Origin of the sequence: Jujubicoccus corallicola (assembly GCF_047345645.1) — a bacterium.
GTDB lineage: Bacteria > Pseudomonadota > Alphaproteobacteria > Rhodobacterales > Rhodobacteraceae > JBLEFH01.
Genome location: NZ_JBLEFH010000004.1, coordinates 190604 through 214378, shown reverse-complemented (window position 1 = coordinate 214378; position 23775 = coordinate 190604). Strand labels below are relative to the sequence as shown.

26 protein-coding genes are annotated in these 23775 nt (G+C 62.4%); 14 read left to right on the top strand and 12 right to left on the bottom strand.

The window, feature by feature from the left end; all coding sequences use genetic code 11:
- Window positions 1-77: 77 nt before the first annotated feature.
- From ACMA5I_RS08760 to ACMA5I_RS08735, 6 genes are all read right to left on the bottom strand, one after another.
- Window positions 78-569: a F0F1 ATP synthase subunit B gene (locus ACMA5I_RS08760; RefSeq protein ID WP_525885878.1), complete on the bottom strand. Its 492-nt coding sequence runs from the start codon at window positions 567-569 to the stop codon at window positions 78-80.
- 3 nt (window positions 570-572) lie between these two features.
- Window positions 573-1250 (bottom strand): F0F1 ATP synthase subunit B', encoded by a 678-nt coding sequence (locus ACMA5I_RS08755; protein ID WP_525885877.1) that lies wholly within the window; start codon window positions 1248-1250, stop codon window positions 573-575.
- A 93-nt stretch (window positions 1251-1343) separates the two neighbouring features.
- Window positions 1344-1580 (bottom strand): F0F1 ATP synthase subunit C, encoded by a 237-nt coding sequence (locus ACMA5I_RS08750; protein ID WP_525885876.1) that lies wholly within the window; start codon window positions 1578-1580, stop codon window positions 1344-1346.
- A 25-nt stretch (window positions 1581-1605) separates the two neighbouring features.
- Window positions 1606-2358: a F0F1 ATP synthase subunit A gene (locus ACMA5I_RS08745; RefSeq protein ID WP_525885875.1), complete on the bottom strand. Its 753-nt coding sequence runs from the start codon at window positions 2356-2358 to the stop codon at window positions 1606-1608.
- Window positions 2359-2384: 26 nt separating this feature from the next.
- Window positions 2385-2765, bottom strand: a complete 381-nt coding sequence (locus tag ACMA5I_RS08740) for an AtpZ/AtpI family protein (protein ID WP_525885874.1) — start codon at window positions 2763-2765, stop codon at window positions 2385-2387.
- Between the two features lie 188 nt (window positions 2766-2953).
- Window positions 2954-3307 (bottom strand): cupin domain-containing protein, encoded by a 354-nt coding sequence (locus tag ACMA5I_RS08735; RefSeq protein WP_525885873.1) that lies wholly within the window; start codon window positions 3305-3307, stop codon window positions 2954-2956.
- A gap of 121 nt (window positions 3308-3428) precedes the next feature.
- Here ACMA5I_RS08735 and ACMA5I_RS08730 point away from each other — a divergent pair, with 121 nt between their 5' ends.
- On the top strand, window positions 3429-3761 hold the full coding sequence (locus ACMA5I_RS08730; protein ID WP_525885872.1) for an ArsR/SmtB family transcription factor: 333 nt from the start codon (window positions 3429-3431) through the stop codon (window positions 3759-3761).
- Window positions 3762-3763: 2 nt separating this feature from the next.
- Here ACMA5I_RS08730 and ACMA5I_RS08725 read toward each other — a convergent pair whose 3' ends face one another.
- Both ACMA5I_RS08725 and ACMA5I_RS08720 read right to left on the bottom strand, forming a co-directional pair.
- On the bottom strand, window positions 3764-4621 hold the full coding sequence (locus tag ACMA5I_RS08725; protein WP_525885871.1) for a putative nucleotide-diphospho-sugar transferase: 858 nt from the start codon (window positions 4619-4621) through the stop codon (window positions 3764-3766).
- A gap of 36 nt (window positions 4622-4657) precedes the next feature.
- Window positions 4658-6565 carry a polysaccharide biosynthesis protein gene (locus tag ACMA5I_RS08720; RefSeq protein WP_525885870.1) on the bottom strand — a complete coding sequence of 636 codons (1908 nt, stop codon included), beginning with the start codon at window positions 6563-6565 and terminating at the stop codon, window positions 4658-4660.
- A gap of 162 nt (window positions 6566-6727) precedes the next feature.
- Here ACMA5I_RS08720 and ACMA5I_RS08715 point away from each other — a divergent pair, with 162 nt between their 5' ends.
- Window positions 6728-7120, top strand: a complete 393-nt coding sequence (locus ACMA5I_RS08715) for a PaaI family thioesterase (protein WP_525885869.1) — start codon at window positions 6728-6730, stop codon at window positions 7118-7120.
- A 3-nt stretch (window positions 7121-7123) separates the two neighbouring features.
- On the opposite strand, the gene ACMA5I_RS08710 is transcribed toward ACMA5I_RS08715, so the two are convergent.
- On the bottom strand, window positions 7124-7321 hold the full coding sequence (locus ACMA5I_RS08710; RefSeq protein ID WP_525885868.1) for a DUF1674 domain-containing protein: 198 nt from the start codon (window positions 7319-7321) through the stop codon (window positions 7124-7126).
- 49 nt (window positions 7322-7370) lie between these two features.
- Between ACMA5I_RS08710 and htpX the strand changes: the two genes are divergently transcribed.
- The 12 genes from htpX (at window position 7371) to ACMA5I_RS08650 (ending at window position 20457) form a co-directional block, all read left to right on the top strand.
- Window positions 7371-8267, top strand: a complete 897-nt coding sequence (gene htpX / locus ACMA5I_RS08705; protein ID WP_525885867.1) for a zinc metalloprotease HtpX — start codon at window positions 7371-7373, stop codon at window positions 8265-8267.
- A 17-nt stretch (window positions 8268-8284) separates the two neighbouring features.
- Window positions 8285-9523: a transcription antitermination factor NusB gene (locus ACMA5I_RS08700; RefSeq protein WP_525885866.1), complete on the top strand. Its 1239-nt coding sequence runs from the start codon at window positions 8285-8287 to the stop codon at window positions 9521-9523.
- Window positions 9524-9574: 51 nt separating this feature from the next.
- The gene (locus tag ACMA5I_RS08695; RefSeq protein ID WP_525885865.1) at window positions 9575-11047 is read left to right on the top strand and encodes a heparinase II/III domain-containing protein; all 1473 of its coding nucleotides are present in this window, start codon (window positions 9575-9577) and stop codon (window positions 11045-11047) included.
- Window positions 11048-11074: 27 nt separating this feature from the next.
- Window positions 11075-12652 carry a bifunctional phosphoribosylaminoimidazolecarboxamide formyltransferase/IMP cyclohydrolase gene (purH, locus tag ACMA5I_RS08690; protein WP_525885864.1) on the top strand — a complete coding sequence of 526 codons (1578 nt, stop codon included), beginning with the start codon at window positions 11075-11077 and terminating at the stop codon, window positions 12650-12652.
- Window positions 12653-12654: 2 nt separating this feature from the next.
- Complete coding sequence (locus ACMA5I_RS08685) at window positions 12655-13242, top strand: DUF805 domain-containing protein (protein ID WP_525885863.1); 588 nt, start codon at window positions 12655-12657, stop codon at window positions 13240-13242.
- Window positions 13239-13712 (top strand): signal peptidase II, encoded by a 474-nt coding sequence (lspA, locus tag ACMA5I_RS08680; protein WP_525885862.1) that lies wholly within the window; start codon window positions 13239-13241, stop codon window positions 13710-13712. Before ACMA5I_RS08685 ends, lspA begins: the two co-directional genes overlap by 4 nt.
- Window positions 13713-13759: 47 nt before the next feature.
- Window positions 13760-14269: a DUF3035 domain-containing protein gene (locus ACMA5I_RS08675; protein WP_525885861.1), complete on the top strand. Its 510-nt coding sequence runs from the start codon at window positions 13760-13762 to the stop codon at window positions 14267-14269.
- Complete coding sequence (locus tag ACMA5I_RS08670) at window positions 14266-15714, top strand: M16 family metallopeptidase (RefSeq protein WP_525885860.1); 1449 nt, start codon at window positions 14266-14268, stop codon at window positions 15712-15714. Before ACMA5I_RS08675 ends, ACMA5I_RS08670 begins: the two co-directional genes overlap by 4 nt.
- Window positions 15711-17000, top strand: coding sequence for a M16 family metallopeptidase (locus ACMA5I_RS08665; RefSeq protein ID WP_525885859.1), 1290 nt, complete (start codon window positions 15711-15713; stop codon window positions 16998-17000). The genes ACMA5I_RS08670 and ACMA5I_RS08665 overlap by 4 nt, the downstream gene beginning before the upstream one ends.
- A gap of 125 nt (window positions 17001-17125) precedes the next feature.
- The gene (mutL, locus tag ACMA5I_RS08660) at window positions 17126-18949 is read left to right on the top strand and encodes a DNA mismatch repair endonuclease MutL (protein ID WP_525885858.1); all 1824 of its coding nucleotides are present in this window, start codon (window positions 17126-17128) and stop codon (window positions 18947-18949) included.
- On the top strand, window positions 18946-20055 hold the full coding sequence (locus ACMA5I_RS08655) for a DNA recombination protein RmuC (protein WP_525885857.1): 1110 nt from the start codon (window positions 18946-18948) through the stop codon (window positions 20053-20055). Before mutL ends, ACMA5I_RS08655 begins: the two co-directional genes overlap by 4 nt.
- 93 nt (window positions 20056-20148) lie before the next feature.
- Complete coding sequence (locus tag ACMA5I_RS08650; RefSeq protein WP_525885856.1) at window positions 20149-20457, top strand: putative hemolysin; 309 nt, start codon at window positions 20149-20151, stop codon at window positions 20455-20457.
- Here ACMA5I_RS08650 and ACMA5I_RS08645 read toward each other — a convergent pair whose 3' ends face one another.
- The 3 genes from ACMA5I_RS08645 to ACMA5I_RS08635 are packed head-to-tail and all read right to left on the bottom strand — an operon-like array spanning window position 20458 to window position 23665.
- A complete protein-coding gene (locus tag ACMA5I_RS08645; protein WP_525885855.1) occupies window positions 20458-21657 on the bottom strand; it encodes a glycosyltransferase in 1200 nt (399 codons plus the stop codon).
- Window positions 21657-22571 carry a carbohydrate kinase family protein gene (locus ACMA5I_RS08640; RefSeq protein WP_525885854.1) on the bottom strand — a complete coding sequence of 305 codons (915 nt, stop codon included), beginning with the start codon at window positions 22569-22571 and terminating at the stop codon, window positions 21657-21659. The genes ACMA5I_RS08645 and ACMA5I_RS08640 overlap by 1 nt, the downstream gene beginning before the upstream one ends.
- A 14-nt stretch (window positions 22572-22585) precedes the next feature.
- Entirely contained in the window at window positions 22586-23665 is a 1080-nt protein-coding gene (locus tag ACMA5I_RS08635; protein WP_525885853.1) for an alkane 1-monooxygenase, read from the bottom strand.
- Window positions 23666-23775: the final 110 nt, after the last annotated feature.

Below are 23775 nucleotides of genomic sequence, written 5' to 3'. Positions count from 1 at the left end.
CAGAACATGATTCGGCATGTTCGGGCAAGAAAAAACCGCCCCGGAGGGCGGCTTTTTGAAACGGTATTAGCTTGCGCTTAGTGCAGCTTGGTGCCGACCTGACCGATGGCGTCGTTGATAAGCGCATCGGATTTCTCACCGGGCAGCTTGGCCGCAAGGATCTCGCGAGTCGCTTCCACGGCCACTTCGGCGGCGCGGTTGCGCACGGAGCGCACGGCGTCGTCTTCGGCGGCCTTGATCTGCTCTTCCGCTGCTTTCAGGCGGCGCGCGATGTTGTCCTTGAGGTCCGCTTTCGCCTTTTCGGCTTGGTAAGCGGCATCCTCACGGGCCTTGGCGACGATCTCGTCGGCCTCGCGCTGCACGTCCTTCTGCTGACGCTCATATTGCGCCAGCATCTTCTGGGCTTCCTCGCGCAGTTCCCGCGCCTCGTTGAGTTCGATACGGATCTTTTCCGCACGATCATCGAGCATGGCGGTCAGCTTCGCCGGCACCTTCGCCGCGAGCAGGATGCCCACGAAGATGATGAAGGAGATGAGGACGACGATGTCGGTGTTATAAAGAAAATCCATTCCTTAACCCTCCACGCGCTTCTGCACGGCGGTGTTGACGTCTTCGTCCGAGATGTTGAGCCCGAGGCTTTCGATCAGCGCTTTCGCGGTGTCCTTGGCAACGGTGTTCACATTCTCCAGCGCGCTGTCACGGATCTCCGCGATACGGGCTTCGGATTCGGAGGTCTTGGCCGCGATCTCGGCATCCGCCTTGGCGATTTCTGCGTCAATCTCGTCCTGGATTTCGGCGCGCTTCTCGTCCGCGATCTTCTGCGACTCGGTGCGGGCATCGGCCAGAGCGGCTTTATATGCGGCTTCCGCCTGCTCCGCCTTGCGGCGATAATCGGCCGCCTGGTCGAGATCATGCTGGATCACGCCATGACGGTCCTCAATCGTGCCGCCAATCCGGGGGATCGCGAAATTCTTGAGGATGAAATAGAGCGCCGCGAGGGCGATCAGCAGCCAGAAAATCTGGTTCGGCCATGTCGCGAAATCGAGCTGCGGCATGCCGCCCGACTCGTCATAGCCGTCTGCGCCGGTCCCGGTGTAAGTCTCGCCGCCATGATCACCATCCGCTACAGGGGTGGCACCATGATCGTCAACGACAACCGCTTCGGCGTTTTCGTTTTGGGGTGCCGCGTCACCGGCCTCTTCGGCCTGAGCCAGCACGATCTGCGGCAAATCTGCCTTTTGACCAGCCATGGTCATCCCCCTATCTGATAAAGCTGCGGCTCGCGCGTGATCCGCGCGAGCCCCTTAGGTGATGTTGGGGGCCGAAGCCCCCGGTCGCTGTGATTAGACAGCGAACATCAGCAGAAGGGCGATCAGGAAGGAGAAGATGCCGAGAGCTTCCGCAAAGGCGATGCCGATGAAGAGGTTCGCGGTCTGCTCGCCAGCGGCGGTCGGGTTGCGCAGGGCGCCCTGCAGGAACGAGCCTGCAACGTTACCCACACCGATACCAGCACCTGCAAGGCCGATGGATGCGAGGCCAGCGCCGAGGTACTGACCGAGTTCTGCGATATTGCCTTCCATGATACGTCTCCTATTGGCTTGGAAGTTAGTGTCCCGGATGCAGTGCGTCGTTCAGATACACCACAGTGAGAATTGCGAATACATAGGCCTGCACACATGCCACGAGCAGCTCGAGCGCGTAGACTGCGACCATCGCGCCGATCGGCAGGATCGCGAACAGACCCAGTGCGCCGGCAAAGCCAGCGAACACCTTGAGAACCGCGTGGCCTGCCATCAGGTTGCCGCCCAAACGAATGGAGTGGCTGACGGGGCGCACGAAGTAGGAAATCACCTCGATGAATGCGAGCGGGATGCGCAGCGCAAAGGGGGCCGAGGACACCCAGAACAGTTTGAGAAAGCCCAAACCGTGTTTCATGAAACCGATAGCGGTCACGCCGACAAAGACGAAGAGCGCAAGCACGGCGGTGACCGCGATATGCGCTGTCGGCGTGAAGCTCATCGGGATGAGGGCGAGCAGGTTTGCAAAGAGGATGAAGAGGAACACCGTCAGCACATAGGGGAAATATTTCAGCCCTTCGCGCCCGGCGACGTCTTCGACCATCTCATGCGTGAACCCGTAGAAAATCTCGGCGACCGACTGCGCCCGGCTCGGCACGATGGCACGGCCACGCGAGCCAATGACCATGACGAGGGTGATGGCGAGAACCGTCAGGCCCATCCACAGCGCGATATTGGTCGGGGTGAACCACGACACAGCGCCGTCCCCGAAGAGCGGGTTGATGATGAACTGGTCCATCGGGTGGATGTTAAAGCCGCCGTCCGCCGGTTTCCCTGCCATGCCCTTCGTGTCCTTCTGCCTGCCCCTTACGTGGTCGGGGGCGTGTTATCGTCTTGCGGAGCGTCCTCCGCGTGGCCCGCATTGAGGCCCTTTGCCTTGTCACGCTGCGCCTGCATTTCGCGGGCCGAGCGCATCACTGTCTTGATCCCGGCTGCAAATCCAAACAGCCCGAAGATCATCAGGAAGATCGGAAGCGTTCCGAAGATCACGTCCAATCCGTAGCCAAGCGTCAGGCCAATCACCATGGCCACCGTCAGCTCAATCACCATACGCCAAGCGAACCCGGCCCCGGTATATTCCGCCGTGTCGCGCTTCTTGCTGACACGGGTGCGTTCCTTATACCCCTGCGCCTTTTTGATCCGGCTATCCAGATCCTTCAGCGGGTCGGTTTTGTTCGGATCGGCCACTGGCTGCTCCTTGGAACGGTTGAGCGGAACCTAGGTGGAACGGGGTTTTTAGTCAAGCAGATGTGAGTTACGTAACATATTGAAAGTTATGCTGAAAAAATGATCAAACATGCACCGTGTGATTCAACTGGATGGTTGAGTAACGATGAAAGTCAACTTAACCACCCGGTTGAGTGTTGTATGTGCGCTTAAATTTCCTTACGCGGCGCGGCTGTTGCCGGGTCCCCTGTGTTGGGCGTTCCCTTAGGCTCGATCAGCAGCATATGTGCCTCGTTCCTCGCTACTGGGCGATGCTCGACACCTTTCGGCACGATGAACATCTCACCTGCCTTCAAATTTACGGTCCGGTCCGGCATCTCGATGTCGATTTCTCCTTTCAGGACGAGGAAGAAATCATCTGTGTCCGGGTGAGAATGCCAATTGAACGCGCCCTCGACCTTTACCACCATTACATCATACCCGTTAAACGCCGCGACGGTATGGGGCGACCAGTGATCTTTGAACTGCGCGAGCTTGTCCGCAAGGTTGATGGCGTCGGTCATAATGTCCTCCTGAGTTGCAGGCCATTCTAGGCCCAAAGCCGCGTCTTTAAAGCGGTAAAACGATCAACCGATGGGTTGAGTAATGCTTGACGCGCTGCGCGCCACGCCGCAATCATCGCCCATGTCCGACCCACTCGACCGCATCTTCGCCGCTTTGGCCGACCCGACCCGCCGCGCGATCCTCGCGCTTCTGGCGGAGGACGAGATGGCCGTCACGGACCTTGCCGCGCCGTTCGAGATGTCTCTCGCCGCGATTTCCAAACATATCGGCGTGCTGGAAACGGCGAGCCTCGTCAGCCGCGAAAAGCGCGGCCGGGTGAGTTGGGTCCGGCTGGAAGGCGACGCCCTTCGACCCGCCGCTGTCTGGATGCAGGCCTTCGGGCAATATGACGCGCTGGATCTCGATGCGCTGGAAGCACTGCTTGTGTCAGCCAAACTGCTCGATGAGGGCTAGGCTTACTTGATGAAACCAAATTTGCCGGAGAATTTTTTGGCAATCTTTTTGCCACCGGGCAGTTTCCGAATATTAACTCCGGCCCTATCGCGCAGTGAAGTCTTACCGCCCAAAGACCGATCTCCCTCGATGCGGGCGTTCATTCCTGCAAAGGCTGGCCCACCCATAAGGTCCTGTGGATCAAACGGCTCTTCCGGCGTTTGCGACCATTCGTCATTCGAATGTAGGCGCGTGATATGCAAAAATCGCGGCGCGAGCATCCGGTGGCTGCTGTTCGCCATATAGGGCAAATGCATCAAATTATATTCGGACGGCAGAACCGTATAGTTCAGATCGCCGTAATAGAGCATCTCGCGGAGGAGTGGTTGGTCGTAATCCCGCTTCTCTTTAATGAAACGCCGCTGCCACGTCTTGAAGAATTCCGTGCTGCGCTCCGTGCGGCGGACGCAGAGAACGCCGCCATTGATCTGACGGAAAGAGATAGGGATGTCCTTCGCCGCGTCCATGAACGTAATGGGCGCATTCCCATATTGCTCGAAGCACCCCGCAAACTCGAAACGGTCAAGGATCTCGAAGAGCTCCGGGGCAGGGGCGACAGCGATCACGTCACAGTCGAGATAAACCGTCCGCTCGAAGCGTGATTTAAGGATCGCTTCCATCTTCGGGCGCGTGTTGTTGATTTCGACCTGATGAACCTTATCGAAAATCGGATCATCCACCTCGCGATCCGTGAAAAGATCAATTGCCTTGTCCGGGTTCATCGCCCGTAAATTGCGCGCCGCGCGACGGGCCAGATTGACGTATTTCTGGCCCGTTGCGCCGAAGACAAAGCCGTCTCTGGGATCGGTGGATGCGGGCATGGCGGGCTCTCGGTTCGTTTCGTCTGCGCAAAATCGTTAAGCGGTGCGTGCCTGCTTGGTATAAAACTCTTCGGTTGTTTGTGAAGCGTTTTCCGCCTCTTCGGACGCAGCGGGATGAAGCTTGGGCCGGTAATCCGGCAGCGATTGCTCGAGGCAAGCGCGCAGGAAAACAGGGTCTTGGGCCAGCGCGCCCTCGCGCAGTTTCGCAATCAACCGGTCAGTGTCCTCAACCGAAAGCCCCGCATTACGGACCTCGACGATCTTTTCGTGATCGGTCGGCAGGATTGCATCGCCCGTCACCAGTTCTTCGTGCATTTTTTCGCCGGGGCGCAGGCCGGTGAACACAATCTCGATGTCGCCATCGGGGTTGAGCGCGGTTTTCTCGCTCACACCTGCAAGGCGGATCATCTTTTTCGCCAGCGCGAGGATCGAGACCGGCTTGCCCACATCCAGAACATAAGTTTCGCCACCCTTGGCCATGGCGCCTGCGATCAGCACGAGTTTGGCGGCTTCCTCGCGGGTCATCATGTAGCGCGTCATCTCAGCATGGGTGACTGTGATCGGGCCGCCCGCAGCGATCTGGGCCTGAAAATGCGGCACGGCGGAGCCGGAGGAGCCGATGACATTGCCGAAGCGCACCATAGAGAAAATCGTGCCTTTCGCCTCGGCCTGATAGCGGGCGACGACGAGTTCGGCCATGCGCTTGGTCGCGCCCATCACATTGGCGGGGCGCACGGCTTTGTCGGTCGAGATCAGAATGAAGCGCTCGATCCCGAAGTCGCGGGCGCAGCGGGCCAGAACATCGGTGCCGAGGACATTGTTGCGCACGCCTTCGACCTCGTTCAGTTCCACAATCGGGACGTGTTTATAGGCGGCGGCATGGAGGACCACATCGACCTTATGCTGCTCCAGCGTCGCGCGCACCAGCGGCTCATCGCAGACGGAGCCGAGGCGGAACACCAACTCGACATTCTGAGCATCCTTGATGGCTTTCAGGGCGTTTTCCGCCTGATACAGCGCGTATTCGGAGCGCTCGAAAAGGATCAGCTTTTTCGGGCGTACGGCGATAAGCTGACGTACCAATTCGCCGCCAATCGTGCCACCCGCGCCGGAGACGAGGATCGTGTGGCCCTGATAGGCGTTGAACATTTGCGGTAGGTCGAGGTCGATGCGGTCACGCTCCAGCAGGGCGGTGACTTCGACTTTCCGAAGCTGGCCGGAGACAGACGCGCCGCGTTCGAGATCGAGGAGCGACGGCATCCGAAGAACCTCAACATCCAGCTCCGCCAATTCGCGAATGATCTCATTGAGTTGCGCTTCGGGGGCAGAAGGGATCGCCAGCACGATATGGGTGACGTGCATGTCCTCGACGATGCGTTTCAACTCGCGTTTCGGGTAGATGCTGACCCCGCCGACCTGCACCTTATGCAGCGCCGGGTTGTCGTCGATGAAGGCGACGACCTTGTGACCCGTGCTGCGACCGATGGTGCGAAAGAGATGCTGCCCGGCGGTGCCCGCGCCGTAAATGATCATCTTCTCACCGCCATCCACGGCGTTGCGGGCGCGGGACATGACTTGCAAACCGATCAGCCGTGACGTGATCGAAAAGGTGGCGGTGAGCAGCGCGATCAGGAGAGCCGCCAGAAGAATGCTGCTCTCACCCAGCACCCGCGCCGCGACCCCGAAGAGTGCGCCGAGGCTCAGGACGAAGAAGCCTATGCGGTTGATATCCTTGGGCTCGAAGGATTGCAGGAGCATCCGCGGGATGCCTAAGGCCCAATTAAGCAACATCGCCAATCCGCCGACCGGGAGGATCAGCCAGCCAATCGACACACCCGTCAGCGCCCAGGTCAATGCGGTCGCGAGCAGCACCGCAAGGGTGTCGCAAGCAAGCAAAGTGCTGATCTTCGCGGAACGCGTAAGGGTCAAAAGTGTCGAATACATATATCAGCCAATTTTCGTACACATACTAACGAAAGATTCAGCTTTGAGACAAGGGAGTGTCACGTAAGCAATATATACCCGGATCTTCATGTGACATCTGCGCTTCACTTTATATGAACGAGATCACATAACCTTAGCCGACGACCCCGGATTGGAGAGCCCATGTCACAGCCATTTCCCGATGAAACCGGTGCGCAGCAATTTCTCGGTTATCAGATCGTGATTGACCCGGTGCGCGTGTCCTTGAAAATTGAGGACCAGCATCGCAATCGCTATGGCGCGCTGCATGGCGGGCTGATCTCAACGCTGCTGGATACGGTCTGCGGCATGACCTGCGCGATGGCGGCGGCCGAGGATCCAACCGATCCCACGCGTTTTGCCACCGTCTCGCTCACGGTGAATTTCATGGCGAGCGCCAATGAGGGCGAGGTGGTCGCGGAGGCGGAGATCACCGGTGGCGGCAAGAAAATCAAGTTTGTCGATGCGGTGCTGCGCGGTGAGGATGGCACCAAACTGGCCACCGCGCAGGCTGTCATGCGTCAGCTGTCGATCTGACCCTCAAAAGTCGATCGCGATGCCCCTCTTTTCCCAATCCCCATAACGGATGGGCTCAGGCCCTTTGCGTCCGCCCAATTCGCGGGGCATTTCGACGGGCTGTTGTGCTTTGCGGCGCGCTTCGGCCTCAGTGAGGGCGCGCTCTGCCGCATCTTTGATCCGTGCCGCGCGGGCCTGCTCTTTCGTCTCGGCGTCGGTCATCTTATATTCTCCTTAACGGGCGCTCGGCCCTTGTGGGAGATGTTACGCGATGAATTACGGAAAGACCATGCTGCTGCTGGCGGCGATGACGGCCCTCTTTATGGCGGTCGGGTTTCTCGTGGGCGGACGCGGCGGTGCGCTGATTGCCCTCGTGTTCGCCATCGGCACCAACGCTTTTGCCTTCTGGAACTCGGACAAAATGGCGCTGCGGATGCATAATGCGCAGCCGGTGACGAAAGCCGGTGCGCCGGAGCTTTATGACATGATCGCGCAGCTTGCGAAAAACGCGGATCTGCCGATGCCGGCGATTTATCTCATCCAGAGCGACCAGCCGAACGCTTTTGCGACGGGCCGGAACCCCGAGAACGCCGCGGTCGCGATGACGACCGGGATCGTCCAGCTTCTCTCCCGCGAAGAGCTTGCCGGGGTGATGGCTCATGAGTTGGCCCATGTGAAGAACCGCGACACGCTGGTGATGACCCTCGCGGCGACTCTCGGCGGTGCCATTTCGATGATCGCGAATTTCGGGCTGTGGTTCGGCGGGCGGGATCGGCCGATGGGTGCGCTCGGCGCGATTGCGGCGGCTCTGCTAGCCCCCTTCGCGGCGATGCTCATCCAGATGACCATTTCGCGCACCCGTGAATATCACGCGGATCGCGGCGGCGCGGAGATTTCCGGTGACCCGCTGGCGCTCGCTTCGGCGCTGCGCAAGATCAGCGGGCGGGCCAAGGCGCAGCCGATGGTGACGGCGGAAAACAATCCAGCGACAGCCCATATGTTCATCGTCAACCCGCTTAACGGGCAGCGGATGGACAACCTTTTCTCAACCCACCCGAATGTCGAGAACCGCATTGCCGAGTTGGAAAAACTGGCCAATTCCGGCGGTCTTCGGTCCCCGCGTCAGGCGGTTTCGCGGCAAAGCTCCATTCCCCGGACGGGCCGCTGACTTTGGAACAGAGGCATATGGAGAACAGCGCGGCGGGTCTTGCCGCGCGGCGCGGCGCAGCAGAATTGCTCGCCGCGATTTTGCTGGAAGAGCAGAGCATGGGCGACGCGATCACCGTGCTGGACGATCTGCCGCCGCCCGAAAAAGCGCGCGCCCGCAGTCTGGCGCTGACGGTGCTGCGGCATCTCGGGCGGATCGACGGGCTTTTGCAATCCTACCTCAAAGACGCGCCGCCGCCTGCGCCGTTGATGGCGCTGCGCATTGCGGTTGCGGAAATGCTTGTGGAAGAGGTCGCGCCCCATGCCGCCGTGGATCAGGCCGTCGCGCTCACGCGGGATCTCGGCGCGCCGGGCATGTCGGGTCTGGTGAATGCGGTGGCGCGAAAAATCTCGCGCGAAGGCCCGGCGAAATGGGCGAAACTGCCGCCGTCGCATCTGCCTGCCGTTCTGGCTGGACCCATCAAAAAGGCGTGGGGCAAACCGGCGCTCAAAGGGATTGAAGCGGCCCATGAGCGCGGCGCGCCGCTGGATATTACGGTGAAATCGGACGCGGAGGGCTGGGCGGAGCGGCTCGGCGGGACGCTGACCCCAACTGGCTCGGTTCGTCTGTCGCGGGCGCAAGTCACGGCATTGCCCGGTTATGACGACGGCGACTGGTGGGTGCAGGATGCCGGTGCGGCGCTTCCGGCGCAGATGGTCCCGGACCTCAAGGGCGCGCGCGTCCTCGACCTTTGCGCGGCACCGGGTGGCAAGACGATGCAGATGGTCGCCATGGGTGCAGAGGTCACCGCGGTTGATTCCGTTCATCCGCGTCTGCGCCGGATGCAGGCCAATCTCGACCGCACGGGGCTGGACGCAGAGATGATACTCGCCGATGCGACCGAGTGGACGCCGGGCGGCGCGTTTGATCTCATCCTGCTCGACGCACCTTGTTCGGCGACCGGCACGATCCGGCGGCACCCCGAATTGCCGTTTCTGAAAGACCTAGAGGACATTCGCCCGCTTCTGGAGTTGCAAAAAACGCTGCTGACGCGGGCGGCGGGCTGGCTCAAGCCCGGTGGCGATCTGATCTATTGCGTGTGTTCGCTTCTGCCCGCTGAGGGGGAGAAGCAGGTCGCGGCCTCGGATCTTACTGCACGCGAAACCGCGCTGTGCCCGGATTGGCAGATCGCGCCCGGACAGATCCGCGCCCGGCCCGATTATTGGCCGGAGATCGGCGGTATTGACGGGTTCTTCATGGCGCGGCTGACAGTCTAGCGCGGGGGCAGGGCATCGGTTAGCCTGCCCGTGATGAAGGGGGCGCGATCCATGACGGACGATCCGGTTTATCCGCTGCGTTGGTTTCTGGCGCGTTTCGGCGCGGGCGCGGCGCTGGACGACTTGCCCGCGCTGGCGGGTGATCCAGAAGAGGGCGCGCGGTTGGCTGGGGGAGACATTGTCCTGCCCTCGGGCGATGTGGATGCCGCGCCGGGCACGACCATTTTCGATGTGGCTCCAAGGGGAGCGGCGGATGTGGAGGCGATCCACAGCCATGCGTGGCTTCCCGCGCTCGCGGCGCATGATCCGGCGAAGGCGGCGGCGTGGCTTGGGCACTGGATGCGCGGTGTGTCTAAAGAGGCGCTTGGCGCGGCGGTAACCGCGCAGCGTCTTGCGATATGGCTCGCGCCGCCGCCCGAATTGCGTGCGGCGTTATCCAGCAACGAAGCGAAGGCGTTCGACCGCCTCCGCACCCGGCAACTGCGCTATCTCGCCAAAATTGACGCGCCAACGCCGCTTTCTGCCTTTCAGGCGCAATGCACACTCTGGGCTGCGGCGATCCAGCGAGGTCACACTACCCGTCCCGGAACGTTCGACGCCGCGCTTGGGGCGCTCTTCCCACAAGGCGAGTTAACGACCCGGCAACCCGCTGACCTCGTGCGGATGCTGGACGCGCTGCGCCTTCCGCGTGCGGCGCTGACGGCGCAGAACCAGCCTGCCGATGAGGTGCTGGAGATCACTGTCCACCGCCTCGTCCCCATGATCCGCGCGCTGCGCATGGGCGATGGACGGATGGCGCGGTTTCACGGCATGGGTCTTCCGGCGGCGCGGGTCGACCGGGCGCTGGTCGCGGCCCGGTTTCGCGGCGATGCCTTGCCACAGCGCGTCTCCGGCTTTCACCGCATTTCCGGCGGGCGCACCAAAATCGTGGCCGATGCCGGGCCGACACCGCCCGAAGGGCATCATTCCGGGCTGGCTTTTGAACTCTCCGTCGGTCGCCGCCCGCTCGTGGTCAATTGCGGCGAGGGTCATGGCCCCGGCTGGCAAGCCGCGCTACGCCGACCCGCAGCCCATAGTGGCCCCGAACTGCCTGACCGCGCTTTCGAAGGTGCCGAGACCCATCATCACGATACCCATGGCGGCAGTTGGCTGACCATGGTGCAGGACCCGATCCGCCGCGCGCTTTTCGTCACCCATGACGGCGCGCTCGTCTGGGGCGAGGATCACGTGCTGCGCGAGGTCCAGCGTCTGCGCTTCCACCTCCACCCCGATGTGACCGCGACGCAGGACGACACGGCCATCAATCTCACGCTTGGATCGGGGGAAATCTGGCATTTCGGCCTCCATGGCGGGACGGCCCGACTGGAGACCAGCGTTTACCTCTCCGCAGGCCATTCGCGCGAGACGCGGCAAATAGTGGTCATCCCGAATGATATCGGCTATGGGAGCGGCATCGAATGGAGCTTCTCGCGGGAAGGCGGCGGACCGGACAAGACGGTTCGCGATCCGGTCCCGCGTCTGTGACGCCCTGGCCATGACAAAGGATGCCTGATGACCGACCTCACCCCTATCAAACGCGCCCTGCTTTCCGTGTCCGACAAGAGCGGATTGATTGAACTGGGCAAAGCGCTCGACGCGGAAGGGGTGGAGATCGTCTCGACCGGCGGCACGGCGGCGGCGCTGCGTGCTGAAGGGCTGCGGGTGCGCGATGTGTCGGATCTCACAGGCTTTCCCGAGATGATGGACGGGCGGGTGAAAACCCTGCACCCGATGGTCCATGGCGGCCTTCTCGCGCAGCGCGGGAACGAAGAGCACCGCGCGGCGATGGATGAGCATGGCATCGCGGATATCGACCTGCTTGTGGTGAATCTTTACCCCTTCGAAGAGACGGTTGCGAAGGGCGCGGATTACGACACCTGCATCGAGAATATCGACATTGGCGGCCCGGCGATGATCCGCGCGGCGGCCAAGAATCACGCCGATGTGGCCGTGGTGACGGACCCTGAGGATTACGCCCCGCTGATCGACGCGCTGAAAGCGGGCGGCACGGATCTGGCGTTCCGCAAGCGTCTCGCGCAGACCGCTTACGCCCGCACCGGCGCTTATGATGCGGCGGTCAGCACATGGATGGCGAACGCGATTGGCGAGGAAACGCCGCGCCGCCGCGCCGTGGCGGGCACGCTCGCGCAAAGCCTGCGCTATGGCGAGAACCCGCATCAGTCGGCGTCCTTCTACGTGACCGGCGAGGTGCGGCCCGGTGTCGCGACCGCCAAGCAGATTCAGGGAAAGGAGCTGTCCTACAACAATATTAACGACACGGATGCCGCGTTTGAACTCGTCAGCGAGTTTCAGAACGGCCCGGCGGTGGCGATTATCAAACACGCCAACCCCTGCGGTGTGGCGCAGGGCGACACGCTGCTGGGTGCCTATAAGCGCGCCTATGATTGCGACCGCGTGTCGGCCTTTGGCGGCATCGTGGCGCTGAATGGCACGCTCGACGGCGATACTGCCGAGGAGATTGCGCAGATTTTCACCGAAGTCGTGATTGCGCCCGAAGTCTCCGACGACGCTCGCGCGATTTTTGCCAAAAAGAAAAACCTGCGCCTTCTGGAAACCGGCGGTTTGGCCAACCCGGCGGCGGCGGGTCAGGTCTGGCGGCAGGTCGCGGGCGGCTATCTCGTGCAGGATCGCGACAATGGGCGGCTGACGCGGGATGACCTCAAGGTCGTCACCGAGAAAGCGCCGAGCGCGCAGGAGTTGGACGATCTGCTCTTCGCTTGGACCGTCGCCAAACACGTGAAATCCAACGCGATTGTCTACGCCAAGGGCGGCGCGACCGTCGGCGTCGGGGCGGGCCAGATGAGCCGGGTGGACAGCACGCGCATCGCCGCCCGCAAATCCGCCGACATGGCCGAAGCGCTTGAGCTGGCCGAGCCGACCGTGAAAGGCTCCGTCGTCGCCTCCGACGCGTTCTTCCCCTTCGCCGACGGCCTTCTGACCGCCGCCGAAGCGGGCGCAACGGCCGTGATCCAGCCGGGCGGCTCGATCCGCGACGACGAGGTGATCGCGGCGGCGAATGAAGCAGGTCTCGCGATGGTCTTCACCGGGATGCGGCATTTCCGGCATTGAGAATGGGTTATTTTGAAGCGATCAAAACCTGCTTGCGAAAAAGCGTGTCCTTCTCCGGTCGCGCTTCGCGGGCTGAGTTTTGGTCTTTCTTCATTTTCGCCGCAATAATCGTTTGCTTTCTCCTTCCCGGCCTCTCGTTTCTCCTCGCAAAATTATTGCGGATCGGAGAAATGGACACCGCGAGCAGCGAAGTGATCGCCTTCGTCACGTTTCTCGTTGCCCTGTTGTATTTCTCGATATTCGTGGCACTGACAGCCGCATCTAGCCGTCGTCTCCATGACTTCGGAATGTCAGGCTGGTGGGCAGCGCCGCCAATCTTTCTCGTGATGCTTTATGTCGCTTTCCACATCGTCGCGTCGTCTTTCTTTTTCACTTTGCTAACACTCTCCACACTACAGTTGGGTGGCTCCGAAACGATTGTTTTCATGGACGAGGGCGCGTCCGTGTACATAGGGGGCATATTTACTCACCTTTTCAGGGTGATAGGTCTCTACATCCTCGGTCTTCTCGCCCTCTGCCTTAAACGCTCCGACCCCCACACAAACCGCTATGGCCCGCCCCCGGCGGATGTGGCAAAAGGCGGCGCATGATACGGATACTCGTCACGGCCCTCACCATTTTCGTCCTTGATCAGGCGAGCAAATATTACGTCATGCAGGTGCTGGATCTGCCGATGACGCGGGTGATTGATATTGCCTCGCCTTATCTGACCTTTGTGATGGCGTGGAACACCGGCATCAATTTCGGGCTCTTCGGCGATGCGGATATGAAATGGCTGCTGATCGCGCTCTCAATTGTCGTCTCGGTTGCGCTGTTTTTCTGGGCGCGGAGCAAGCCGGGCAAGACGCAGTTCTGGACCGGGCTTATCATTGGCGGCGCGCTCGGCAATGCGGTGGATCGCTGGCTTTACGGGGCCGTAGCCGATTTTCTCAACATGTCCTGCTGCGGGATCGACAACCCCTATGTGTTCAACGTGGCGGACATCGCGATCTTCGCCGGTGCCGCAGGTTTGATCTTGCTGCCCGGCACAACACCGCGAAAACGCCGCAAAGCTGCGTGACGGCGCCGGTTCAATCAGTTAAGAGAGGCGAAAGACCGGAGGCTTTGATGTTCAAACCGCTTTTCGCCGTGATGGCTTTGGCCGCGCTGACCGCCTGCTCTGAAGGAGCGGGACGCGGCGGTCTTGTGGACCGGATTAGCGACCGGCAAGGGCCGGACGAATTCACCGTGATTCCGCAAAAGCCTCTGGAATTGCCGGAAAATCTTGCTCAGCTTCCGACCCCGCAACCCGGTGCGCCGAGCCGTACGGATCTGCGCCCCGATGTGGATGCGCGCGTCGCGCTTGGCGGCACGGGCGGACCTTCGGCCAATACCGCGTCGGACAACGCGATCGCGGCCGCGACGGGCGGCACGACGGCGGATATCCGCAATGTGCTGCGCCGGGAAGACAACGAATTGCGCAGCCGTGGCAGCGGTTTGCTGCTTCTCGAGCGGGCCGCTGGCGTCAGCGCCGAGGGCCGCCAGTATCGTGACCAGATCCTTGATCCCGGAGCCGAAATGGAGCGGCTTCGCGCAGCGGGGGTTCGCACCCCCGCTGCGCCGCCGGCTGACGAATGATCCGACCCATAGTTGCAGGGCTCCTCGCCCTGAGCGCCGCCCCTGTTTTCGCTGAAACCGGGGATGTGACGGATTTCACGCTGGAAAACGGCATGGAAGTCGTGGTGATCGAGGATCACCGCGCGCCGGTCGTCACGCATATGGTCTGGTATCGCACCGGCGCGGCGGATGAGGCCGAGGGCGAAAGCGGGTTGGCGCATTTCTTCGAGCATCTGATGTTCAAGGGCACGGAAGCCGTGCCGGAGGGCGAGTTTTCGACGCTGATTTCGGAGAATGGTGGCGAGCATAATGCTTTCACCAGCAGCGATTATACCGCGTATTATCAACGGATTGCCGCTGACCGTCTCCCGCTCGTAATGGAGCTGGAAGCGGACCGGATGGAAAATCTCGACATTTCCGAGGAGGCCGTGCGCACCGAGCGCGACGTGGTCCTTGAAGAGCGCAATCAGCGGGTGGACAGCGACCCGGCGGCGCGGTTCAACGAGCAGCGGACGGCGATCACCTGGCTCAACCACCCGTATCGCAAGCCGATCATTGGGTGGCGGCACGAGTTGGCGGCGCTGGAGCGCGATCAGGCGCTGGCGTTTTATGGAAAATACTATGCGCCGAACAACGCGATCCTCGTGGTGGCGGGCGATGTGACGCCGGATGAGGTGCGGGTGCTTGCCGAGGAGCATTACGGCCCGCTGGAGGCGTCGGATGCGATCACCGAGCGGGTGCGCCCGGCGGAGCCGCCGCAGATCGCGGCGCGCCGGGTCGAGTTTACCGATGCGCGGGTCGGCCAGCCCTATGTCGTGCGCAGCTATATCGCGCCGGAGCGCGATGCCGGGGATCAGGAAGACGCGGCGGCGCTGGTCATTCTCGCGGATCTTCTGGGCAGCGGCGGCGTGACCTCTGTTCTGGGTCAGGCGCTTCAGGTCGAGCAGGGCATCGCGCTTTCTGCGGGGGCCTATTACGACGGCGTGTCGCTCGATGACGCGCAGTTTGGCGTCTATGTGGTGCCTGCGGCGACGGTTTCGCTAGAGGACGCCGAGGCGGCGATGGATGCCGCGCTCGCCGATTTTCTCGAAAACGGTATTGATTCGGCGCAGTTCGCGCGGGTGAAAACCCAGATCGCGGCGGCGGAGATTTATGCGCGGGACAGCCAGTTTGGCCTCGCGCGGCGCTATGGCGCGGCGCTGACGAGCGGTCTGACGATTGAGGATGTGCAGGCTTGGCCCGAGGTTTTGGCGGCAGTCACGGAGGAAGATGTGATGGCCGCCGCCGAAGCGCTGTTTGATCCGGCGCGCTCGGTTACGGGGTGGCTGATGCGGCCGGAAGCGCCCGCGCCCGACGCCGAGACGCCGGACGTGCCTTCGCCCGGCGGCGCGGCTCCGGCGGGCGACGCTGAAGCGGTCGCGCCCGCCACGCCTGAGGGTGAGCAGATGCCGGAGGAGAAGCAATGAAACGGTTTCTCGTCGCCTTGTCCCTCATCGCTGCGCCGCTCCACGCTCTTGAGGTAGAAGCGGTCACAAGTCCCGATGGTTATGCGTTCTGGCTGGTTGAAGAGCCGCAAATTCCGATGATCGCCATGGATTTCGTCTTTCCCGGCGGCGCGGCTCTTGAGCCTGCTGACAAGGCGGGCGCGACGGGCTTCATGATGGGCATGCTCGAAGAGGGGAGCGGCGCGCGGAGTGATGTGGAATTTGCGACGGCGCGCGAGGAACTGGCCGCGTCTTTCGGGTTCAGCGCCCGCCGGGATGAGGTGAGCGTGTCGGCGACGATGCTCTCCGAGAATGCGGCGGAGGCGGCGGCGCTGCTGTCGGATGCGCTGAGCGCGCCGCGATTTGATGAAACGCCGCTGGAGCGGGTGCGCGGGCAGCTTATGGCGGGCCGCGCGCAGGATTTACAGGACCCGAATGCGATAGCGCAGGAAGCGCTTTCGGCGGCTGTCTTCCCGGATCACGCCTATGGCCGCCCGGTGAATGGGACCGAAGAGACGATCCCGAATTTGACTGCCGAGGATTTGGAGGCCGCGCGGGTGGCGGCGCTTGGCGTCGATGATGTGATTATCTCGGTTGTCGGCGATGTGAGCGCTGAGGAAGCCGGGGCGCTGATTGATGAGATCTTGGCGGATCTGCCCGAGGAAGGCGCGACGCCGGAGGCGGTTCCCGAGATGCAAGCGTCGGGTCTGACCGAGGTGATCGACCTCGACACGCCGCAATCGGTTGCGATTTTCGGGGAAGAGGGCCTTGCGCAGGATGATCCTGATTTTCTCGCGGCTTATGTCGTGAACCATATCCTCGGCGGGGGTGGTTTTGCCTCGCGCCTCACCGATGAGCTGCGCGAAAAGCGCGGGTTGACCTATGGCGCGGATACGGGGCTGTCGCTGCTCGATGGCGCGCCGATGATGGTCGGGCAATTCGCCGCCAGCAATGAGCGGATGGCGGAGGCGATCGAGATCCTGCGGTCCGAATGGGCACGGATGGCCGAAGAAGGACCGACGGAGGAGGAACTCGCCAAGGCGAAAACCTATCTGACAGGCTCCTTCCCGCTGCGTTTTGATTCGAACAGCAAGATCGCCGGGGTGCTCGCGGGGTTCCAGCGGAGCGGCTATGATCTCGACTATATCGACCGGCGGAACGGTCTCATCGAGGCGCTGACGATAGAGGATGTGCGCCGCGCCGCGTCCCGTCTGCTCGATGAGGAGCGCCTGCGGGTCGTGATCGTAGGCCAGCCCGGTCTCGACTGACCGCAGCGGGCGCGCCTGCCGGGCCATTGAGGCCCGTTGGCGCGCAGATTGCCGGGGCATTCCGGGCGTCTGGTGCGGGCGATGCGTCCTTTGCGACTCGCGGTAAACATGCTAGATCATGTGGTATGACAATCACGATCCCCAAAATACGCCAGCTTGATGATGCTGCCGCCAACCGCATTGCGGCGGGTGAGGTGGTCGAGCGTCCGGCCTCGGCGGTGAAGGAGTTGGTGGAAAATGCGCTCGATGCGGGCGCGACGCGGGTGCGGATCGAGATTGCCGAGGGCGGTAAGACGCTGATCCGCGTGACCGATAATGGCCATGGGATCCCCGCCGAGGATCTGCCGCTGGCGCTTTCGCGTCACGCGACGTCGAAGATCGACGGGTCGGACCTCACGCATATCCATTCTTTCGGTTTTCGTGGGGAGGCGCTGCCGAGCCTTGGGGCTGTCGGGCGGCTGACGATCACCTCGCGGGTCGCGGATGCGGAGGCGGCGAAAATCGCCGTTGAGGGCGGAAAGATGGGCGCGGTCAGCCCGGCGGCGCTTGGGGGCGGGACCGTTGTGGAGTTGCGCGATCTCTTCTACGCGACGCCCGCGCGGCTGAAATTCATGCGTTCCGACCGGGCCGAGATGCAGGCGATCATGGATGCGGTGCGCCGTCTCGCGATGGCGGAGCCGTCGGTCGGGTTTGCGCTGGTTGATACGAGCGGCGAGCCGCGGACGCTGTTCGAGGTGAGCGCCGAGCAGGGCGAGTTGTTTCAGGCACTGGAAAAGCGGCTGACGAAGGTTCTAGGCCGCGAATTTACCGAAAACGCGCGCCCGCTGGAGGCGGCGCGGGATGGCGTGACGCTGACGGGTCTTGCCGCGCTGCCGACCTATGCGCGCGGTTCGGCTGTGCATCAGTATTTCTTCGTGAATGGCCGCCCGGTGCGGGACAAATCGCTGCATGGCGCGCTGCGTGCGGGCTATGCCGATGTGCTGCCGAAGGGGCGGCACGGGGCGGCAGTGATCTTCCTCGACTGCGATCCGACATTGGTGGATGTGAACGTGCATCCGGCCAAGGCTGAGGTGCGGTTTCGCGATCTGAGGAATGTCACCGGCATGATCGTCGGCGCGCTTCAGGCGATGCTTTTGGGCGATGCCGGACGGGAGACATCCGCGACAGTGGCGCAGGAGATGCTGACGCGGTTCCGGCCCGAAGCGCAGGCCGCGCCAGCGTCCGAAGCGCGGGTCTACCAGATGGATTTCGGATCGCGCCCGCAGCCAAGCCGACCCGCGCCGGCGGCGATGCCGCGCGCCACGCAGTTTGCCGGTTTGGCGGAGCCGTCGGCGCGGTTTGAGCCGGAGCCTGTTGTTGAGGAGGATCCCGAAGACCACCCGCTCGGCGCGGCGCGGGCGCAGATCCATGCCAATTACATCATCGCGCAGACGGCGGAGGGCATGGTCATCATCGACCAGCACGCGGCCCATGAACGGCTCGTCTATGAGCGGCTGAAGGCGCAATATGCGGCGGGGGTTCCGTCGCAAAATTTGCTGATCCCGGAGATTGTTGAGCTTCCCGAGGATGATCTGACGCGGGTGCTTGAGGCCACCGACGAATTGGCGCAGGCCGGTCTGGAGATCGAAGCGTTTGGCGGCAATGCGGTCTGCGTCCGCGCGACGCCCGCGCCGCTTGGCGAGACGGACCCGAAGGCGCTGCTTCACGATGTTCTCGACGAGTTGGCCGAAGGCGCGAAAACCGCGTCGGTGTCGGACAAAGTGGACGCGGTGCTGTCGCGCATGTCGTGCCACGGCTCGGTGCGCTCGGGCCGCCGTATGCGCGCCGATGAGATGAACGCGCTGCTGCGCGAGATGGAGGCGACGCCGAAATCCGGGCAGTGCAATCATGGCCGTCCGACCTATATCAAGCTGGCGCTCAAAGACATTGAAAGGCTGTTTGGACGATGAATGAGGTCTTTTCCGACCCGGTGATGATCGCCGGGGCCATCGCGCTTCTGGTGGTTTGTGTGATGCTGCTGGCCATCGTGCTGGGTCTGCGCTCCATGAGCGGCGCGGTGCGGCGGCTCAATGACGGGCAGTTGCAGCTCACCGGCGGGCTGAACCATGTCAGCGAGGCACAGGCGCGCACCCAGGCCGAGATGGTGCGGACCATGGAGGGGCGACTCGATCAGGTGAAGCTTCAGATGGAGAATAGCCTGCACGGCTCGGCCCGGCGGACGGCGCATAGTCTGGGCGAGTTGCAACAGCGGCTCACGGCGATCGACAAGGCGCAGGCGAATATCGAGAAACTGTCGGGCGATGTGCTGGGGTTACAGGATATTTTGTCGAACAAGCAGACCCGCGGAGCCTTTGGCGAGATCCAACTGCGGGACATTGTGACCAAGGCGCTCCCGCCGGATGCGTTTTCGATGCAGGCGACGCTGTCGAACGGGAAGCGGGCGGATTGTCTGTTGCATATGCCGGATCCGCCCGGCCCCATTGTGATCGACGCGAAGTTCCCGCTGGAGGCTTATGAGGCGCTGCGCAACGCGCAGACGGAGCGGGAGAAAACCGAGGCCGCGCGGCATATGCGCACGGCCATCCGCACGCATATCAAGGCGATTTCGGAGAAATATATCGTCGCCGGGGAGACCGCCGACAGCGCGCTGATGTTCCTGCCCTCTGAGGCGGTTTACGCGGAGCTTCACGCGAATTTCCCGGAACTGGTGCGCGAGGGCTTTCAGGCGCGGGTTTGGACCGTCTCGCCGACGACCTGCATGGCCGTGCTGAACACGCTGCGCGCGGTCCTCAAAGATGTGCGGATGCGGGAGCAGGCGGGGGTGATCCGCTCGGAGCTCGCGCTGCTGGCCAAGGATGTGGAGCGGCTGGAGACCCGTGTCGGCAATCTGGGGCGGCATTTCGAGCAGGCACGCAAGGATGTGGATGAGATCAGCATTTCGGCGCAGAAGGCTGGAAAGCGGACCCGCAAGCTGGAGGATATGGAGTTCGATCCGAAACCGGCGGTGGAAAGCGAGGAGATCCCCGGCGTCCGGCGGCTTCAGGTGAAACGCTAGCCCTTTGGCAAGTTTCCGCAGGCGTCGGATTCGCCCGCTTGTTGTGCGCCGCTGCCGAGGCATAGGGTCCAGCTACCCAATGTGGAGGCTAACATGAAAACTCTTTTGCCCATTCTCTCGGTTGCCGCGCTGACGGCGTGCTCGTCCATGGACAGCCTGACCGGAAACGACGCTGCCGCCGAGGCGCAGCGCAGCACGGACAATGCCGCGTCGGAATATTGCGTGGCGCAGGGCGGTGCGATTGAAATTCGCCAAACGGGGCAGGGCGCTGCCGGTCTTTGCACGCTGCCCGACGGCACGGTTGTCGAGCAGTGGGAGCTTTATGAAGGTGCGCAGGCGGCGGCCACGGATGCCGCCGATATGGAAGCGGCTGTTGAAGTCGAGGCTGAGGCGGAAAGCTGACTAGCGCCCTTCGATGCAGGCGATCCACTGATCGACGATATGGTCGCGCTCAAATTTCTGCATCGACTGGACAGCATTCTGGCTGAGGGATGCGGCGAGCGCGCCATCCGTCGCAATCGCCTTTAGCGCTTCAGCCAGAAGAGGAGTCGCGGCCGCGTCGCTTGGAATGGCTTCGCGGTCGCCGACCAGAAGGCCGTTGCGCCCGGTTCCGACGTGATCATTCACGCCGCTACAGGCCGCGAAACCGACCACGGGCACGCCGCAGGCGAGCGCTTCGGCGACGGCGTTGACGAAGCCCTCTGACGCCGCGGGATGGATCAGGATCGCGGCGCGTTGATAGATCGGCGCGGGATCGGTGTTGTAGCCCATGAGGGCGACGCGGTCCGCGAGATCAAGCTCTGTGATCAAGTCCCGCAACATCGCTTCGTCATTGCCTTCACCGTAAATCTCCATGCGCCAGTTGGGCAGATCCGCTTTGGCGAACGCGCGGATCGCGAGGTCCTGGCGTTTTTGAGGGGCGAGGCGGCCCATGCAAAGAATAAGGTTTTCACGCGCCTCCGGGCCGGGGCGAAACCGGTCGAGGTCGAGCCAGTTCTGCACGATCCGCACTTTGGGGCGCAGATGCGCGGGCATCATGTCCTTGAATTGCGGCATGAGAAGGGCGATTTCGTCCATTTTCTCCAGCGCGGCGATCCGCGCAGACGTGGCGTAGGCGCTTGTTTCGCGGCGGCGAAGTTTGCCGAGATCCTGCGCGGGGCTGTTCCGCAGAGAGCCGATCTTGCGCAAGGGTTGCGGGGTCTCGACGCCTGCGAGCGCGATGATCGCGGCGGTCTTAAAGGCGACAACGGCGTCGCTTCCGTGCGTGGTCACATGAGCCTCCAAGGCGCCGCGGAAGCCTTCATATTTGCTCCACCATGCCAGCTTCGAAAGGCCCGGCGGGAGCCAGCTGGCCGTGTGCAGCGCCTTGCGGATCTTGTCGAGCGCGCGCCGCCCGCCGCTGCGATCTGCATCGCGCGGGCGCAGATTGGTGAGCGAAATGCCCGGTTTGACAGGATAATGCGGCGGGCCGTCCTTGCGCTCATAGGTCACGAGATCGACCTCATGACCGCGCTCCTGAAGCGCATTGGCAAGGTTGATGATGACCCGCTCCGCGCCGCCGCTGCTTTGCGCCAGCCCCTCGATGGCGAGGGTGATGCGCATCAGCCGATATCCGCGCGGGTCGGCAAATCGGCCCCTTGGCGGGTGCAGGTGACGGCGGCGGCTCGGGAGGCGAAGCCGAGCAGCGCGTCTAGACCGTACTGATCCATCGCATCGAGTTTTTCGCGTGGGCTGTCCCCGAGTTCTGCGAGCAAGGCAGCCATGAACGTGTCGCCCGCGCCGACGGTATCGACGACTGTGATCGCGGGCGGCGTCGCATGAGACGTCATGCCCGAGCGGTGCCAGCCGCGCGCCGCGCCGCCGCCATCGGTGACGACCACCAGCGCGGCATTGGCATCGAGATAGCTTTTAGCAAACTCATCCGCGGTGAAGCCGAGCATGTCGAGATCTTCCGCCGAGACTTTCACCAGATCCGCATGGGGTTTGAGCGTGTCGAGGCGCTGTTTCCAGACTTCCATCGACGGCTCGATGGTCGGGCGGATATTCGGATCAAGCGACAGGAAGCGGTGCGACTCGCGGGCGGCGAGTTTGGCGAGCGAGTCGGCGGTCGGCGAGACCGCGAGCGAATAGCTGCCCATATGGATGCCGACCACATCATCGCCAAGCGCGGGCAGGTCGAACTCGGTCAGCGAGGTGTCTGCTGTGCCTTTGCCATAAAACGCATAGGCAGGATGACCCGCCGCATCGAGGCCGACGAGGGAGAGAGTCGTTTGTTTCTCCGTGCGGTGCAGATAGCTCGTCGAGACGCCTTCGCCCGCGAGAACGGCGGCGAGCCGCTGGCCCAGAAGATCGGTCGAAAGTCCGGTAAAGAGCGCGGATTTGCCTTCGAGGCGGGAGATGCCTATGGCGACGTTGAACGGGGAGCCGCCTGCGCGCCCGTTGACGTCGCATTTTGCCGGATCATCACCAGGCCCGAAGAAGAAATCGAACAGAGCCTCGCCGCAAATGAGATACATGGCATCCTCCCGTTTTATCGAGGGAGCGGGGTCGTTCCCTCGTTGTAGTCCTTCCAGTCGGTAATATCGGGATAATGCCGGGCGCGCCAGCGATCAACGCGGGGATTCATACGTTTGCGCCAATATTTAGGCGCGAGCGCCAGCGCGCCCATGATCGGATAGCCGAAGGGAAGTTGCGGCGCTTCGCTTGCCTCATAGGTTTGAAGGAGCGGGAAGCGGCGGTCGGGTTTGTAGTGGTGATCCGAATGACGCTGGAGGTTGATCATCAGCCAGTTGGTCACGCGATGCGAGGCGTTCCAACTGTGGCGCGGCTTCACATGTTCATATTTTCCGTTGCCCAAATGCTTACGCGTCAGGCCGTAATGTTCGACGTAATTGGTGATCTCGAGATAGAGGACGGCGACGAACGCCTGAAAGATGAAGAGCAAGAGGCCCTGCCAGCCGCCGATGAGGACGGCGGAGAGGAGGAAGAGCGCCTGCATCCCGAAATAGCGCCAGAAGGCGTTGGCGGGGTGCCAGATCGGGCGGTTCTTCCGCGACAGTAAGTCGCGCTCCATGCGCCATGCGGAGAGGAAGCCGTCCGGCAGCACGCGGGCGAAATAATGGTAGAAGCCCTCGCCATAGCGCGCCGTAACCGCATCGCGCGGCGTGCCGACATAGCGGTGATGGACGAAGAGGTGTTCGGTGCGGAAATGGGCGTAGAGGACTGAGGCGAGGAGCCATTCCCCGAGGCGGTTTTCCAGGCGGTTGCCCTGATGGATCAACTCATGGGCGTAGTTGATGCCGATGGTCGAAGTTGCCACGCCGATGCCGTAGAAGAGGAACAGCTTTTCCCATCCGCCGAGACCTGCGCGCCCGGCCACCCACATGCCGCCGAAAATCAGCAGGATCTGCACCGGCAGCCAGATGAGTGTGATGAGGCGATACCAGAAGAGGCTGTTATCGGGCGTATTGGGGTCTTTGTTTTCGGTATTCTTTGGCGTGAAGGCATCGAAAAGCGAGGTCACGACCAGCCCGTAAAGCGGTGTGAGTAGAAGCCACCAACCGCCGAGCGATGCGCCGAGGAAGACGGTCGGCACATAGAGCAGCGACATCCAGAAGGGCAATGCGTCGAGGAAACGGAAAATGGCGGGCTCCTTTCGCTTCAGAATACTGCCGGACGCGGAGTTTTGTCCACTGCACGCCTCGCTTAGATTGCATTTTA